The sequence below is a fragment of the Rhizobium sp. BK418 genome (assembly GCF_004341105.1).
Classification (GTDB): domain Bacteria; phylum Pseudomonadota; class Alphaproteobacteria; order Rhizobiales; family Rhizobiaceae; genus Rhizobium.
This window is the reverse complement of sequence record NZ_SLZK01000008.1, coordinates 1-14,830: the sequence shown is the minus strand read 5'-3', so window position 1 is coordinate 14,830 and position 14,830 is coordinate 1. Positions and strand designations below refer to the sequence as shown.

The window sequence follows — 14,830 nt, the reverse complement described above, 5'->3', positions numbered from 1 at the left end:
ACGGCGGCCACTGGCCGCCATCGAACCTCCTCGACATCTTTCGCTCGCGGCAAGCAAGCAGGTCGGTTATCGTGGCGACCATTTCGGCATCCCCAGATCGAGGGCATTCCGGCGGCGGGCCCCTCTAACTTAACATCCGTTACCGATGGCGTAGTGAGGCCGCATGCACACGTGCAATTAATCCACGTTCCCGACCATTGAATGCATGGGTCGAACGTCGACAAGGTTCCTGCCGAACGGGTTGATCGCCACCAGCACGACCAAGATGACCAGTGAAGACGCGGCGAACAATTTCCGCTGAAAGCTCATGTTGTTCTACCGGTTGGTCCAGTTGATGTTTCGTAGGCGTCCGCAAGCTTGATGTCATCCCTGATGACGCGGGCGAGTTCATCCTCGCTTCGAACGCCGAACTCGAACCAATCCACGAGTGTCTTGGCTTTCGATTGCGCTTCGGCACTGTTCGGAGAGACGCCTGCTTCAGCGCACCATTCCCGGAGAATGCGGTCGAGCGTCTGCATGGTCTCGTCCGTAATCGGCTCTTTTGGCCAGTCTGTCTTCGACATTTCATTCCCCGCGCCGTTGATCTGATCCAACTCACGGCAGGCCTCACGGTTCCAGCTCGTAGATAGAGCCTTCGTCATCAACGTCAGGCAACCCTTTAGCAGGCGTGGCGTAGCTTTCCGTCATCGTAAATCGGAGGCTCAAGATATGACGCAAATTGCACACTCCAATGCGGCTGCGACATACTCTCGAAACTCGATAGGCTGCGCGGCATTGTTTCCGGATTGAGGTTCTCAGAGCTAATCGGTTCGACCCGTCGCTTCGAAGCGCTGCCAATCAGGCAGGTGAGAGTTTGTGGTTTCCGCCAAAGCGCCGGGCAACAGCCAACAGGAGCGTCCGCAAATCCGGCTCTCTGACATGGCGCGCCGCATCGGTCGCCTTCATCCAGATGACATTGCGCTCGGCCATCTCTGGAAACTGCTTTTTACGTCGTCGCACTTTGATGAGGTAGACTTGCCCTTAATGACTGATGAATTTTACCGAATGCTAAAATGCCACACGCGCGTGTGAGAGATTAGCAACCGCGGCGCACTCAATTTCTTGTCCTATGGCGCGCGAGAAGGCGGCCGTTGCGTTTTCCTCGGCCGCGAGCCGAACTCAAATTACCAGGTCCAGCCCAGTCGGCATGGTTTACATCAACCAGTCGGAGGGGAGTGCAGCTGCCCCTCCTGCGGTTACAAGCAATCGGGCAACGACCGTGAGCATGATGAATTTAGCCTGGCCGAGTTTTTGGAGATTAAGGCGGCAGGTGGTTATGTTTACCTGGACGCGACCGCGAAGGTTTATTGGCGGAGTGGCGAGGACGTCAACTTTTGCTTCTCGACGATTGCCCGTCGCTCTCGTCAGGAAGCTCCCGGCCTGTGTGCAATCCAACCGCAGCGCGATGGTGGGCCGGTCACGGCCCATCTGGCGATTGCGGGGTTATGAGGAATACGAGCGGTTCTCGTTCCGCGGCGGTACGTGGCTGTTCGGGGAGGCCCCACATGAAAGGTCTCCGCCCGTTTCGAACCGCAATGTCAGTCTTGCGACCACCGATTGTTCGCCCAATTGGCGAGATAGTCGTAGAGGTTCTTCGTTGCGTTGTCGTAGGAGATGCCGGTCTGTTCCGAGCAGGGCTTGCAGGGCGTCATGCCATGGACGGCTCCCTCGACGACGATGAAGTCCTTGTCCTTGCTGGCGGAAAGATCGAAGATGATCTCTCCGTCACGAACGAAGTAGTGACCGCCCATCGACATGACCAGCGTTGGTATCGTGATGGATTGCACCGCGCAGAGCGTCGAATTGTTGCTCGAACAGATATCGATGTCGTTCAGCGCGTCCTTGGATCTGATCGCATTGGCGCTGAGGAACGATTTGACGGTCAGGAACAGAGCGCCGCCATTCAGGCTTCCATCGACTTTGGCATTCTTTGGCGTCGAAACGCGAACGGAGTGGATGACCTCGGTCGAAATCGAGCCGTCATTCTTCAGGAGCTTTTGCGGTCGCTCGGTGCAGCACCAGATATCCGTCGAGATGTCGGAAAGGCGGGCGCGGTCACGATAGGCAATGAAGGGCTCGTCGTCGCCGCGCGGATCCTTACCCGATTTCAGATCAGCCTCCATCTGCCGTGCCTTGTCGATCAGCTTGTTCATGCGGACCGATTGCGCTTTCGAATAGCGCTCGATGAATTCGGCGGAATAGTGTGAGTCACCTTTGGGGTTGAAACCGTTAGCCGGATTGAAAGGATCGAGCGCCGGATCAAGGTCGTCTGGCTTACTTTCGTCTTTTACCGCTGGGTTCAAGCCGCGCAACGTGTTGATCGTATTGCCTGGATGGGCATCGAGGAAGACAATGCCATCGGCTTTCGGCAGGTCCTTGACATCCTCGTCGGAGCATTTGGAAAGTTTGTCCGACCCATTGCAATAGGAGGAGCCTTTTTCTGCGACTGCTTCGTAATAGCTGGTGCTCGGCCCGCCACCGGAGTGACCGATCAGAACGACCGCTTTGATGCCGGGCTGTTTTTTCAGGAATTCGACGCCCTGTTTGATGTCGAGCGCGATGTCCTCGAAATTGACCGCTGCCTCGTTGTTGTCCGAGCGCGGGTTCATGCCGAGCACCATGAAACCACGCTGTGAAAGTTCCTTGGTGGCGATCATGCTCATGAAATTGGAGGTGCGGTGGATCGCCAGAAAGGCGACGGGCGATGGCGTACCGCTGTCAGGCCGGTAGAGTGCGCCTTTCGTAGCGCTCGGTGAAAACTGGACATATTCCGGATGGCTCTGGGCATGGGCCATCTCTCCCGTCGCAAGGCCAGCGGCAAGTGTCAGGCCGAGAGCCCATAGCCTGTGGATTGCAAACATGTATTCCTCCGTCTCAGACATATTGAAAGGTAAAGGGAAGGGGAGGCGCCGATGTTTGGCGCCTTGGCAAATCGGGTGAGGAAAATGGCAGACGCTGCCTTGTGGTGCTTGCCCGACAGCAGAACTTGTCGCTGAACCGCTCTTTATTGGGGTCAGTAAAAGCGGCCAATAGGGGTCGTGGCGAACTGCGGTTTACCTATCATCGTGAACCTCCCGTTCGGTGCTGCTGTTTCATGACTGTTCCTGTAGAAGCCGCGCCAATGCAACTGTGGATTGTGGCTCCCGCGGAAGGAACGCAGCGGCCGAGTCCTCGGCCATGTCGCCGATCAATTCGCCTTGGGATCAGCATAAACCTTGTCGATGAAGCCGCTCTTGTCCAATTCCGCGACGAAACTATTGTCATAGAAATAATCGGCGTCGCGCCGCTTGAGCTCGCGATAGCTGAAGAGTTGTTTGACGAGCTTGATGCCATCGACGGCGGGATAGGGCTTTTGCGGTGACGCGACGACCTGGGCGTACATGTCGTCTTGCTGCCTGGCGTCGGTGATGCCGTACCATTTGGCAAGCACCGCCCTGACGACGTTTTCGTCTGATTTCATCAGTGCATAGGCCTCGATCGTCGATTTTACGAAGCGCATGACCTCGTCATGATGATTGGCAAGCCATTTGCGTTCGACATTAATGCCGGATCCGGCGAGCGGAATATTGTAGTCGGTCAGATTGACGAGATCTTTGGCGTCGTTCTTGTCCGCCATCGTGTAGTAGATTTCGCTGCCGATGAAGGCGTCGACCTTGCCGTCCTTCAGCGCCGAATAGGCCATGCCTTCTTCCATCAGCGAGATATCGTCGTCCTGGCTCCAGCCCTTCTGTCGCAGCAATTCCAGCGCCATCAGATGGCTGACGGAGCCGTAGCTGGAAAAACCGAGCCGCTTGCCCTTGAGATCATCGACTGAATTCAAAGCCTTCGAGCTGATGACGTGGAAGCGTGCCTGGTTATCGGTGGTTGCAATGATAACGCGATCGGTGGAGCGGGCGTCTGTCGTCATCGATACGATCAACGGGCTGCCGCCGCCGATCGAGATTGGCGCTCTCTCGTCCTGGTCATCCGTTCCGACGAATTCTGAGGGCACGTTGATACCGCTACGGCTGATGCGCGCGGCAGCTCCCTTGGTTATGAACTGATGGATTGTCAGGCCGTTTTTTTGGTAGATGCCGTTATCGGCGGCGACCAGAAAGGCGACCTTGTTCAACGAAACGTCGCCGAGGGAAACGTCGATGGCACTATCGGCGGATACGGCTATGGTGGCGCAAAAGATCAATGGCAGTGCTGCTGCTATTCGCGCTGCGAGCAGTCGCATGGATTTTCCTCCCGTATGTTGCTCTGACGTGCAAACGAGCGCAAACCCGCACAAATGCAGGCTGAATTTCTATGGGTTGAAGATTGATCCGTCGTCGGCACGATGTTCCGACGATGCTCCTCCACGGCCGGAATGAAGTCAGGCTGGCACAAAGCTCGCTCGTAGACAAAGATTAAATTGATCGGCGAGAAAGCTAAAAAATAGCTGGTCGGGAGGAGCAGCCGGCTGAGTATTTTGTCATGGATCCACTGGCGTCGGGTATTCAACAGCGCCTCGAATGCGCGTCACGGAGGTGAGCGCTTCGGCGAGGCGGCGCTGCATGCGACCATGAAAGCCATCGGGCAGCGAACGTGTACTCACGCTTGGCGGCGGCAACCAGACCGGTTCGGCAGACGTCGGATCAAAGAATGGCTTGAACGCGGTTGGCGAGTGATAGCCAGCGTGCGTATTCCCTCCGACGAGCTCAGAGCTTTTGGTGCTCGATATCCAGACAGGTTGGAAATCGAACGTTCGACCTGAAAAACTGCAGCGAGCGTCAAAGCCCTGAAGAGTCCTCGTGCGGGCCGTCAACTCGAGGTCCTTTACATCAACGCCGGTCTTGCTCGCGCTATCGAGCAGAGCCCTGCAAGTGCTGGTGAGTGCGATTTCTTGTACACGATGCTCGTGAAGGCGTTCTCGCCCGTTCGCGCAGGCGAGCTTCTTCGGAACTTGGTGCCGGCCGGAGGAACGATCGCAATCATGAGGTCCGAACTCGGCAGCATCCAAAATCCCCAGGGATCTTGGCCACTCTATTCTTCCGTCAAGGCGGCTCTAAACATGCTGATGAAAGGCTAGCCGCTCAGCATGCGGAGAACCGCCACACCTTGCTGTTGCTCCAGGCTGGGTCCGCAAGGAGATGGGTGGCTCGGATGCCCTGCTCTCGATTGAAGAGAGTATTCCACTCGTCGTCGACATGGTCGATGCAAACAGGAGCAAACCCGATCTGCGCTACGTCGATTGCTTCTACGCGACGCTGCCTTGGGGAGGTGATCTTGGCCGGAACATAGACGGGGCAATATGTCGCCACAGGGGATCCGGAAAGTCGGGGCGCGTCATTGCCTTCAGCGGCCGCCGCACAATAGTTTGTATCCAGATCAATTTCAAAATTTAAAGGAGTTAGCATGGGTCGTCTTTCGAACACGGTCGCCGTCGTAACTGGCGGCGGCAGAGGGATAGGTCGAGAGATCGCTCTCCAGCAGGCGAGGGAAGGGGCTAAGGTCGCGGTTCTTGCCCGAACAGCGACGGAGATCGAAGAAACAGTCTCCCTCATCGACGGAGAGGGCGGACAAGCGATCGCTGTTTCGGCGGATATCATTGACCTTGCGGCTGTTGAAAAAGCCCTTACTCGCGTTGCGACCGAATTGGGCCCGGTCGACATTCTCGTCAACAACCACGGCTCGTTTCAGGGCTTTGGTCCTATTTGGGACTGTGATCCCCTCGTGTGGTGGCGGGATGTCGAGATCAACCTGCGAGGTACATTCAACACCTGCCGCACGGTGTCACCTCAAATGTTGGCGCGGCGGAGCGGCCGGATCGTAAACCTCGTTGGTGGCGGAACGGGCAACAGCTTTCCTCACGGCTCCGGTTACGCGTCCAGCAAAGCCGCGATCATGCGTCTCACGGAGTGTCTGAACGACACGACCATCAGTAACGAGGTGCGCGCCTTTGCGGTCGATCCCGGTCTTGTTCGGACTGCGATGACCGAACTGCAGCTATCGTCACAGGCAGGGAAAATGTACCTGCCCGGCATCCAGAAGCTTTTTGATGATGGTGTTAACATCGAGCCGTCGCGGGCTGCACTCTTGATTGCTGATATCGCCGCCGGACGTTTCGATACTCTTGCAGGCCGTCTCCTGCGGGGAGTCGATGATCGCGATGCGCTTGCAGAAGAGATGGACGCCATAGTCGCGGCAGATGGCAGAGCGCTCCGCTTCAGCGACCTCGAACAAGCCAAGCTGTAATTTAGCCGGTGATCATTTGATCGGATCGATATTCCTCTGATATCGCTCGTTGGCTTTGTTCAGCAGGAACTGCAAAAAGACCCTGCTTCCGCCCCTCCGATGAAAAGCATGCAGGACTGCTTCACCGGGATATCTTGGGACGGCATAGACCTTATTGCCAATACATGGAGCTGTTGCAGAGCGGCGCAATTACGGTGTTGGAGTTCACCAAGTAAGCGGTTTGCGGAGCTTTATGAGTTCACGCCCTAGTCTTCGACCACATCAACAGACACCGTCTTGATCAGGTTCAGCAGTGCTCTCCGCACTCTAACATCTTTCACATGTTCGAGACCACCTGTGGAAAATGTGCGGCCGGATGGCTCCAACGCCTTATCATCAAGGCTGACCGTTTCGGCTCCTCGGAAAAACTCGTCTACGGAAACAGCGAGGGCCTGGCCGAGCTCGAAGAGCACGCTGGCGCTGATGCGGTTTTTGCCTTTCTCGTATTTCTGGACTTGTTGGAACGAAATGCCCAAGGCGTCTGCGACGGCGGACAGGCTCAATCCCTTCGCTTTACGGATACGTGCGAGGTTACCGCCGACGATCGCATCGATGGGATGTCCAACCTTTTGTGCCAAGATCTATCTCCGTGACTATGTCATGACCCTCGGTGATTGCCGATGACTTCTGCCATGAGCAATTTGCTCCGGCAACCCAAGTATCCGCAGCCGTATCCCCGCATTTACCGTTACGCACTTCCAACAACGTTCCTTCGGTAGCAAAATCTTCCGCGCGTTTTCTGAACCGGTCCGCTGTCCGGATGACGGGCTTTGATGCTGCGACATCCGTTCAGGCTTGAGACCTCATTAAGAGGTCGTCCTCCGAGCCAGACCGGGAGGTCTGTGGATAGGGGCGTTCAGTCGGCGAGTTTCGGTGGCACGAATGACTCAAGGGGATGAGCGAGCCAGTCGCGGTCTATGCATTGACTGACGAAGTGCCCCGACAACAGCCGGCGCTCACGGTCGCGGAATTGAAGATCTCCGGAACCTGAGCCGCTCTTTTGCGCGGAATGGGGGCGGCGAGCTTTCCATCAACGGAAGCCAAGCGAAGCCTGCGACGGACCGCGTTGCCGTTGGGCGAGAGGGCCTTGTGTCTGCGGACCCGGCTGGGGGTCTAACCCTCACACGTGAGGGGAAAAGAAGCCCGCCGAAGCGGGCGAGTTCAGGGAAGTTAGGCCATCCGACTGCTGTGAAGGTTGGTGGGGTGACTTAACCTTCGTCGTGCGACCCAGATGCATTACGCCGGATCGTTACGAAAGTTCCCAGGACTCGCGTCTTTTGTTCGAGAAGGCGGAGGCCCGATCTCACGTATTGACCGGGCCTCCCCCTTGCCGCTTGGTTCAGGGGCAAGTGGCGCCGGTCGGATTAACCGCACCTTCTTAGTGCGTCAATCCGAGAAACGCTCAGCCAGTCATGGCTATCTCAATTGGTATATCCGCTTCCTTGGCCGCAGCTATGAAGGATTCGCGCGCTTCGTGGGGCGTTCGCAGGCCTACATCTACATCGGCACAAGTTTGAAGAGCCTGCAGAAACGCCTTGCCCGTTGATGCCGGCCATGCGTTCAGCAGGGTGTACAACGCTTCCTCAGTTGTCGCTACCATGATTATCTGGCCGCTACGCCTGCAGACAACCAGCACCGGCGCTTCCCATCGACGTTTCACAGTCGGACTCCCGCTCGGCCAAAGATACTAACTGTGTTCGCGCGCGCTAAAGGCCATGCCTTCGGAAAAAAAAGATCTCAATGAAGAACAGCGATGGCAGTAATGTCCGCTTCGTCGGCTGCTCGTCATAATGGGTAACTCTGCAAAACGCGTGCCGCGGCGTTAGCGGCGCGGCGCGATGCAGGCATTGCATTGAAAGGGCAAGGAATTGGCACCAGCGGACGATGTTTCAATGAACCGTGAAATCGCAGTTCTCGCGACGAAGGTCGATATGATCCTTGAGGGCATCAGGCGATCGGAGGAAAAGTCCGATGTCAGCCGTGCGTCAATGCATCGGCGCATCGACGAGATTGTCGAGCGAGTAGGGACTCTGGAAACCGGCGTTGTGTCCGTTCAGAAGGATGTGACGGAAATGAAGCCCACTGTCGATGATGTACGGCGGTGGAAACTGATGGGACTTGGTGCGCTGGGCGTGATAGGTATAGGGGGAGCGGCATTGGGTGTGACCTTCGCCGACGCCATCCGCAGCCTTCATTGAGCAGCTTGGCTCCGATCTCTTCACCATTCGTTCGATAGATGTTGATCAGCGGCCGATGCTTAGGAGTATTGTCGTAGCCCTGGATTTCGATCCGCAGGCCACGTTCTTCCAAAAGTTCTTTCAGCCTGCCCTTGGCGATCAAAGCCAGCTTCCGTTCCTTGATGCACTTCGCGTGCGATCCGATTTCGGGGGTGTCTATACCCCACACGAACGGCACTCCTCCTCCCAGCAGTCGCATCAGCTGCCCATCGCAGCGCACGGTGTCGCCATCTACCGCGGTTAGCGACAAGCATGTCATCATAGCTGCCATCATTGCGGGCGAACCGGGCCTTCGGTGGACTCCTTGTACGGATAGTGCTCCCAACACCACCAACGCGTCTCAACATTTTTGCCGGATGAGAAGCCGAATCCTCCCCATTTGCCGCAGCCGGGGACACAGCAATGATGCTCAACGATGACATTGGCGCCAGGCGCGGTTGAGTGATCCTGGATGCTCATGCTGGCTATCTTCCGTGCATTTCTTTCAGCTTGTCGTAATGCTCTTCGGCCATCCGTGCCGCCTCGCGCGCGTCCGGCCCCCATCCCTCCTGCGGCATTAGCCTGCGGCGTATCCAGGAGGCAAAGCCGCCATTCCAGCGCCACATCCCTGATCTGCTCGACGTCGTTTGGTCCATGTGGATGCGGCCGACGACATCTTCTCCGTCATAGCCTTCGAAATCCTGATGACCTTCTCCCGGCCAGGTCTCCCGCCATTCATAGTGTGGCTGATACACGCGCCAGCACTGAATGCCCGGTAAGCGTCATCACGAAACGTAGCCTTCATCTCTGGCGAGACAATAGAAGTCCGCAAAAGCGATGTCGATGTCACCCCTGAACGCGAATTTCATCGGTTCGCTCAAGCCAAGTTCGCCGTCGCGATGGGAGACGCCACAAGCACGATTGTTCTCTCGGTCGAAGCCTCCAATGGGGAAGCAAGAAGCCATGTCGACAGTTCCTGCAGCATAGAATTCAAATCTTCCGTGACCTTCGGTTGTCGCGAGTACCGCAGGACCGCGGCGGCCCAAAGCTCCGACCAGGAGTGCGCGAATCTCGGGATGGATCTGCCCGATGTTCAAAGGTGCTGGCGGTGTCCAATACGTGCCAGTCGGCTCGTCATAAGGTTCATCTTGACGCAGTTCATCGATCGGCAAGTTACTCATAGCCGTTATCCTTTGGTCCGAGTGGTGATGCCTCAGAAGAGGCGCTAAGGGCCGCGCAACTGGTGTAAAACAAGGAGGCCGCCCGCGCAGCCCGTTCTATCCCTTTTGGATGTTCTCATTATGTTCCTGTTTTCGGGAGAGTCAAGGACAGCCGAAAGCTTGCTACAAATCTTCATCATTCTGGAGCGAGCTAAGCCGGCGCGCCTACGGCTGAGCTGAAGGTATCTTGCGCAGCCATAGGCTGACAGCGAAATAGATGCATGCAATGAGCGATGATGGTACGGCGAGAATTAACAAAACCGGTAGGGCGCGAAAGTCAACCTTATCCTCTCCGATAAATAATGCCAAATACATTAGTACTGAAACACCGACTGAAATAAAAAATGAAACAAAGGACCATAGAAACGGACGTGAATTTATTTTAAGAAAGTTGAAATGGTATATACGATATAGCAAAATTATTACAGGTGTCGAAAAAAGAAATTTAAAAAACAGCGTAATTATTCCAACGCCTTCGAAGAACAAAGGTATATGGGCTATGATCATGCCTAAAAAGTAGGCTTGTAAAAATAAGCTGGTCTGGCGAACTTGTGGATCTATACGCTTCATTTTACCAGCCGGGATTGAATGGATTTGACGTTATGGAATCTTGAATTCTTATCAAGGGGGATTTTCAATGGGTAATTTTCATCGATACCACTAGTATAAGTCGGCTAGAGTCATCTCTCGGAATGTCATGCGGGAAAACGACATTCATGGACAGCCCTCGGTCGGTAGCATTTTAAGCAATTGCTGATGTAATGGTGACATGACAAAGTCGCCGAAGTCAAAGCCGCTCCTGCAGTATGACAAGCCGCTCCGCTCCCGCCCGCGCAAGCCGCGAGATCCAGCACAGCCAAATCTTCCCCTCGATCCCATGCCGGCCCGCATCGAGCCGTGCCTTGCGCTGCTGAAGCAGAAGCCGCCCAAAGATGATCAGTGGGTTTTCGAAATCAAATGGGACGGCTACCGGATAGCCGTCCACATCGAGCCGAGGGGTGTTCGTATCCTGACGCGCGGCGGCCACGATTGGACGCACCGTTTCCCGGCCATCGCGGCAGAGGCGGCGCAGCTCGGCGCGGCGACTGCCATCCTTGATGGGGAGGCCGTGATCCTCGACGAGCGGGGTCGCGCGGATTTCGGGATGCTGCAGCAATCACTCGGCGGACGCGGCGGGAAGCTTAACTCCGGTGCGTCCGTGATGATGGCTTTCGACCTTCTATATTTCGACGGGCATGATCTCAGGACTACAGAACTCGAGTCGCGCCGGCATCTCCTCGAAGGCTTGATCTCGCCGGCTCGAACAAGCGCGATAAGGCTTTCCGAAGAGATCGAGGGAGATGGCGATAAGCTATTACAGATTGCTTGCAAACACAGTTTAGAAGGCATTATCGCGAAGCGGCGCGATAGCCTTTACCACTCCGGCAGGGGCGGTGACTGGCAAAAGATCAAGTGCATCCAGAGTGACAGCTTCGCAGTTGTCGGCTGGGAGAAGTCCACGGTCGCGCGGGCTGGCATCGGGCGGCTTCTGCTCGCTGCGCGCAAAGGTAAGAAGCTGGTCTATGTCGGCGGGGTAGGGACGGGCTTCAACGAGCGCAATGCGTACGAGCTTCGCGAGAAGCTCGATAACCTCGTGACCTCCAAGCCGGCTGTTGCGACCGATCGCAAGGGCGCAATCTATGTGAAGCCGAAGCTGATTGCCGAGGTCGAATATCGCGCCTGGACGCGTGAGGGAATGCTGCGGCACGCGTCATATAAAGGGCTGCGGGATGCTGCGGACCAGGCTGAGATTTACGAGATCACGCACATCTCCTGAGGACTTCGGATCCTGCAAGATGTCGTTCGCTTGTCGCGTCGTCAGCTTTTCCAAAACGGCCAGGAAGGTGCGAAACAGAACGGCGGCGCGGCAATAAGACTACCGGAGTAGCAGCGGTTAACCCGCCGATAGCCGAGAGCGGCCATGCATGTGTCATGATAAGCGCCCGTGCTTTCCTCCTCGATGTGATGATCCATTCGACGAACAACGCACTCGTTGGATGCGCGTTCTGTACTCGACTGAGACCACTCCATAACGCTGATCAACGCCAGACCGACCACGATCAGGCCGGCAATTATCGCGCTGAGCACCTTGATGAGTGATCCCAGAGCGCGCGTAAATCTCTCCATAGGATGTCTCGTATCTAACGATTACCAGCCGCCAGGCCGTGACATTGCGCTACGATTTCCGCATAAGCTCCCATCGGCAGCTCTGTCATAGTAGGAGTAGCAATTGCCCGGGTACTGTCGGTAGGGCGTGTACCCACCACCGCCACAGTTCCCGTTAGCGCAAACCGCAGCCGCCGTACCAACGAGCGCCAAAGCTACCAGAGCCGCAGCAGCCTGCTTCTGCTGAGCGACCATCTGCTGGCATTCCAGCATGTTCATGCCGCGCCGGTTTACTTCCGCCACGAGCTGGAATTGGAACGCTGGATCCGTCGTCTCCAGTGCCGTCTTGCAGAGTGCGGCTTTACTAACAGCCGATGGCTTGGCGTTAAACTCGGCAGGTGTCGTTGTGCAGCCCGATACGGCGAGCGACAGTACAGCGGCGCCGGCGGCCCGCGCAATTAATCTGATTTTCAAAATGTCCCCCAGCCGGCGCGGTCTTGTTCGCCGCATCTTCCGGTGGAGTGGATTTAATTGCAAATTTCGCGCGGGAGTCGAGTCCGCTAATCAGACTTTTTCTGGACTCTGGGGACCAACCCGGAACTTCCCCGACCAGGGCAGTTAACGCGCGGACCGCACAGCCGGGGGACTGAAGCCCTTACCCCACTAAAGTCGGCTGTGCGGTCTACCTACGCGCTTCCATCAACTTCGCCCCCCTCATCCAGCATGTGCACCGGCAGATAGGTGTTCTTCTCCATCCACTCACGGACGATGAACCTGACGGTATCATTTCGGGTCTTCCCGAACTCGGCAGCCAGATCCCTGAGAGCTTCTTCAATGTCATCGTCGAAGGCGATTGACCTGGAATTGCGTAACAGCATAGCGGCGCGGCGCAGCATAATCTGCAGATCGGGCCGCGATACGTCGGCGATGCGATCGGCGGCATCTTCGAGGAGTGTGGGCATGTCGGGCTTGGTCATGTTGTCTCGACGGTTTCAAACTCGTGCTGCCGCACGTTGCCGTCTCATTATTGGCGGCCCAATTGCGGATCTGCAAGCTTGTCTAAAAGCGTTAGCCCGTCGTGTCCGGCCAGAGGGGCATCAAGGGAGATAGTCTTGAAGTGGTCGTATTCTCGGTTGTAAGCGCTGACAAATTTCTTTGCCTCTTTGGTGATATTCTCAACAAACAATTGCCCATCCAGGACGGCCAGGCACATCGCCGAGATTATGTCGTCGCGAACAAACTTCGGAAGAGAGCGGGAGATTGCGCTGTCGATCAGTTTGAACACCGCGTCGGGGGATAGGGAAATCTGTCTCTTGGAGCGTTCCCTGGCCCATCTTCGCTTGTGCTTCTCGATCATCTTCGAGTGGTGACTATAATAATACCGCCGGGCCGATTCTCTCCGCTTTTCGATATTCCTATGAAAGTATTCTCGATCTTTTTTTCGTCTCTCTTCCGGATTATTCTGACGCCGTTCACGCGATTTGGCGTTAATTTGTGCGCGTTTTTCCGCGGGCACTCTGGCCCACGTTGCCTTGGCGCAATTCTTTTTGGATAGTTTGTTGTAGTAATAGTTTCTCTGCCCGTAGGTTAACGTCGCCCACACACTGAGTAGAACGCCGTATTTGTTCACTTCTTCATCCAGTATGGCTGCGTCTGATGGTAGGGGCGGTGGTTTCTCTGTCCGACTGGGCATGACATTGCCTCGTGTTGGAGTCGTTCCAAAGGATCAGACGAGCGTGGAGGCACGGTCGCAAGTCGACGGCAATCCACCAAATCCCCATTACGCGTCCCCGCTATCCACAGCGCAGTCACAGCTCGGAGGCTGATCGATCCCATCTCCGCGATGATGGCTACTTCTTCGGCCTGTCTCGCGGCCTTTTAGGACTGAGGCGCTCTATCAGCTTGTCAGTGTCAGCCTCTGTCCAGCGCGACACAGCGGGCGCCGTTTCCCCCGATGCTTTTGGTTTTGGTTTCAACGCGTCGATAAGCGCGTCGATGTCTTCGGGCATGAAGAACATCGCCTTTCCCATTTGGCGAAATGCTCCTAGCTGGCGCGCTCGCTCCCGGAGGGTGCGCTCTGAAATGTGAATGCCGGCTCCAGCGAATTTCGCTACAAGGTTTGCCGGCGTAATCGCGCCTTCAATGTCAGGCATGGCTAATCCTCACCCAGTTTCGCTTATGTGGAGGCACACTATGTCAACGATGACGGAAATGAAGCTTTCGACAAGCTTCCTGCTATTTGCACAGTATGGCGGCCGTGCGGTGATCCCGGTGGAACATATATGCAGAGACTACTTCAACCATCTGACGCCTGTTAAATTTCTTCGAAAAGTCGGATCAGGCGAAATTGCGATACCCGTTGTCAGGGCCGAAACATCCCGTGCGCTGGGTGTTCACTGCCGGCCGGTCAAGGACAAAGAAGCACCGGCCGACCGCAAAGGGTTGGAGCTTTATACCGGGCTCGATGCGCTGAATGTCTAAGAGTCGGTGGGTTGGCTAGCTTCACAAAAGAGATGGCGCACTTCGTGACCAATGTGGATAGTTCCACAAATCAACGATATGCCGCACGAGGGGAATCCCCTGGTCGGCTGTTCTGATCCTCCCTTCAAGGCGATCAAGCCTCTAATCGGACTCGGCTGATTTCATGATGGCGTAAGGATCCGCACCGATCGCTCTACTAATCTTCACGAACTCTGCTGGATCAAGCCGCCGTTCGCCAAGCTCAAATTTCGAAACGAAAGTTTGCCGCTGGCCGATCCGCTGGCCTAGCTCGGCTTGAGTGACGTTTGCGGCTTTTCTCGCCGAGACGAGGGCGTCGATCATCCGCCCATAAACGATTGCATGAAAAGAAGACAAGTTAGATCGCCAGTTGAAGAAAAACCAGCGACCTCAATAAACCCACTTTCGGGATACCCCAAAATAGGGTATCAGTTTGAGGTAGAGAGGGAGAGG

19 protein-coding genes and 1 pseudogene are annotated in these 14,830 nt (G+C 56.0%); 5 read left to right on the top strand and 15 right to left on the bottom strand.

All coding sequences use genetic code 11. The features are described from left to right. Positions 1 to 305: 305 nt before the first annotated feature. The 3 genes from EV281_RS26395 to EV281_RS26385 all read right to left on the bottom strand — a co-directional run bounded on the left by EV281_RS26395 (position 306) and on the right by EV281_RS26385 (position 4,258). A complete protein-coding gene (locus EV281_RS26395) occupies positions 306 to 563 on the bottom strand; it encodes a hypothetical protein (RefSeq protein ID WP_132657291.1) in 258 nt (85 codons plus the stop codon). Between the two features lie 1,014 nt (positions 564 to 1,577). After that, positions 1,578 to 2,900: a hypothetical protein gene (locus EV281_RS26390; RefSeq protein ID WP_132657289.1), complete on the bottom strand. Its 1,323-nt coding sequence runs from the start codon at positions 2,898 to 2,900 to the stop codon at positions 1,578 to 1,580. 326 nt (positions 2,901 to 3,226) lie between these two features. Next, complete coding sequence (locus EV281_RS26385; RefSeq protein WP_132657287.1) at positions 3,227 to 4,258, bottom strand: ABC transporter substrate-binding protein; 1,032 nt, start codon at positions 4,256 to 4,258, stop codon at positions 3,227 to 3,229. A 1,160-nt stretch (positions 4,259 to 5,418) separates the two neighbouring features. Between EV281_RS26385 and EV281_RS26380 the strand changes: the two genes are divergently transcribed. Further along, entirely contained in the window at positions 5,419 to 6,258 is an 840-nt protein-coding gene (locus EV281_RS26380) for an SDR family NAD(P)-dependent oxidoreductase (RefSeq protein ID WP_132657285.1), read from the top strand. A 245-nt stretch (positions 6,259 to 6,503) separates the two neighbouring features. On the opposite strand, the gene EV281_RS26375 is transcribed toward EV281_RS26380, so the two are convergent. Further along, entirely contained in the window at positions 6,504 to 6,875 is a 372-nt protein-coding gene (locus tag EV281_RS26375) for a helix-turn-helix transcriptional regulator (RefSeq protein WP_207896894.1), read from the bottom strand. An 824-nt stretch (positions 6,876 to 7,699) separates the two neighbouring features. Further along, the gene (locus tag EV281_RS26370) at positions 7,700 to 7,933 is read right to left on the bottom strand and encodes a DUF982 domain-containing protein (RefSeq protein ID WP_281027641.1); all 234 of its coding nucleotides are present in this window, start codon (positions 7,931 to 7,933) and stop codon (positions 7,700 to 7,702) included. A 256-nt stretch (positions 7,934 to 8,189) separates the two neighbouring features. On the opposite strand from EV281_RS26370, the gene EV281_RS26365 reads away from it, so the two are divergent. Beyond that, positions 8,190 to 8,495, top strand: a complete 306-nt coding sequence (locus tag EV281_RS26365) for a DUF1515 family protein (protein ID WP_132657282.1) — start codon at positions 8,190 to 8,192, stop codon at positions 8,493 to 8,495. Here EV281_RS26365 and EV281_RS31835 read toward each other — a convergent pair. From EV281_RS31835 to EV281_RS26345, 4 genes and pseudogenes are all read right to left on the bottom strand, one after another. Beyond that, a pseudogene (locus EV281_RS31835) lies at positions 8,485 to 8,808 on the bottom strand (thermonuclease family protein); the annotation flags it as partial. The gene EV281_RS26365 and the pseudogene EV281_RS31835 overlap by 11 nt on opposite strands. Then, entirely contained in the window at positions 8,805 to 8,993 is a 189-nt protein-coding gene (locus tag EV281_RS31830; protein ID WP_132657280.1) for a hypothetical protein, read from the bottom strand. The pseudogene EV281_RS31835 and the gene EV281_RS31830, both read right to left, overlap by 4 nt. Positions 8,994 to 8,998: 5 nt before the next feature. Next, on the bottom strand, positions 8,999 to 9,268 hold the full coding sequence (locus EV281_RS26350) for a hypothetical protein (protein ID WP_132657278.1): 270 nt from the start codon (positions 9,266 to 9,268) through the stop codon (positions 8,999 to 9,001). Between the two features lie 30 nt (positions 9,269 to 9,298). Beyond that, positions 9,299 to 9,694 (bottom strand): hypothetical protein, encoded by a 396-nt coding sequence (locus EV281_RS26345; protein ID WP_132657276.1) that lies wholly within the window; start codon positions 9,692 to 9,694, stop codon positions 9,299 to 9,301. A gap of 265 nt (positions 9,695 to 9,959) precedes the next feature. Between EV281_RS26345 and EV281_RS26340 the strand changes: the two genes are divergently transcribed. Then, complete coding sequence (locus EV281_RS26340; RefSeq protein WP_132657274.1) at positions 9,960 to 10,253, top strand: hypothetical protein; 294 nt, start codon at positions 9,960 to 9,962, stop codon at positions 10,251 to 10,253. A 249-nt stretch (positions 10,254 to 10,502) separates the two neighbouring features. After that, positions 10,503 to 11,549, top strand: a complete 1,047-nt coding sequence (ligD, locus tag EV281_RS26335; RefSeq protein WP_132657273.1) for a non-homologous end-joining DNA ligase — start codon at positions 10,503 to 10,505, stop codon at positions 11,547 to 11,549. Positions 11,550 to 11,590: 41 nt separating this feature from the next. Here ligD and EV281_RS26330 read toward each other — a convergent pair whose 3' ends face one another. The 5 genes from EV281_RS26330 to EV281_RS26310 all read right to left on the bottom strand — a co-directional run bounded on the left by EV281_RS26330 (position 11,591) and on the right by EV281_RS26310 (position 14,031). Beyond that, on the bottom strand, positions 11,591 to 11,899 hold the full coding sequence (locus tag EV281_RS26330) for a hypothetical protein (RefSeq protein ID WP_132657271.1): 309 nt from the start codon (positions 11,897 to 11,899) through the stop codon (positions 11,591 to 11,593). Between the two features lie 21 nt (positions 11,900 to 11,920). Further along, on the bottom strand, positions 11,921 to 12,352 hold the full coding sequence (locus EV281_RS26325) for a hypothetical protein (protein ID WP_132657269.1): 432 nt from the start codon (positions 12,350 to 12,352) through the stop codon (positions 11,921 to 11,923). A gap of 212 nt (positions 12,353 to 12,564) precedes the next feature. Continuing rightward, complete coding sequence (locus EV281_RS26320; RefSeq protein ID WP_132657267.1) at positions 12,565 to 12,855, bottom strand: CopG family transcriptional regulator; 291 nt, start codon at positions 12,853 to 12,855, stop codon at positions 12,565 to 12,567. A 47-nt stretch (positions 12,856 to 12,902) separates the two neighbouring features. Then, positions 12,903 to 13,508: a hypothetical protein gene (locus EV281_RS26315; protein WP_132657265.1), complete on the bottom strand. Its 606-nt coding sequence runs from the start codon at positions 13,506 to 13,508 to the stop codon at positions 12,903 to 12,905. Positions 13,509 to 13,728: 220 nt separating this feature from the next. Further along, a complete protein-coding gene (locus EV281_RS26310) occupies positions 13,729 to 14,031 on the bottom strand; it encodes a hypothetical protein (RefSeq protein WP_132657264.1) in 303 nt (100 codons plus the stop codon). A 40-nt stretch (positions 14,032 to 14,071) separates the two neighbouring features. Between EV281_RS26310 and EV281_RS26305 the strand changes: the two genes are divergently transcribed. After that, a complete protein-coding gene (locus tag EV281_RS26305) occupies positions 14,072 to 14,359 on the top strand; it encodes a pyocin activator PrtN family protein (protein WP_132657262.1) in 288 nt (95 codons plus the stop codon). Positions 14,360 to 14,500: 141 nt separating this feature from the next. Here EV281_RS26305 and EV281_RS26300 read toward each other — a convergent pair whose 3' ends face one another. Beyond that, on the bottom strand, positions 14,501 to 14,701 hold the full coding sequence (locus EV281_RS26300; RefSeq protein ID WP_132657259.1) for a helix-turn-helix transcriptional regulator: 201 nt from the start codon (positions 14,699 to 14,701) through the stop codon (positions 14,501 to 14,503). Positions 14,702 to 14,830: the final 129 nt, after the last annotated feature.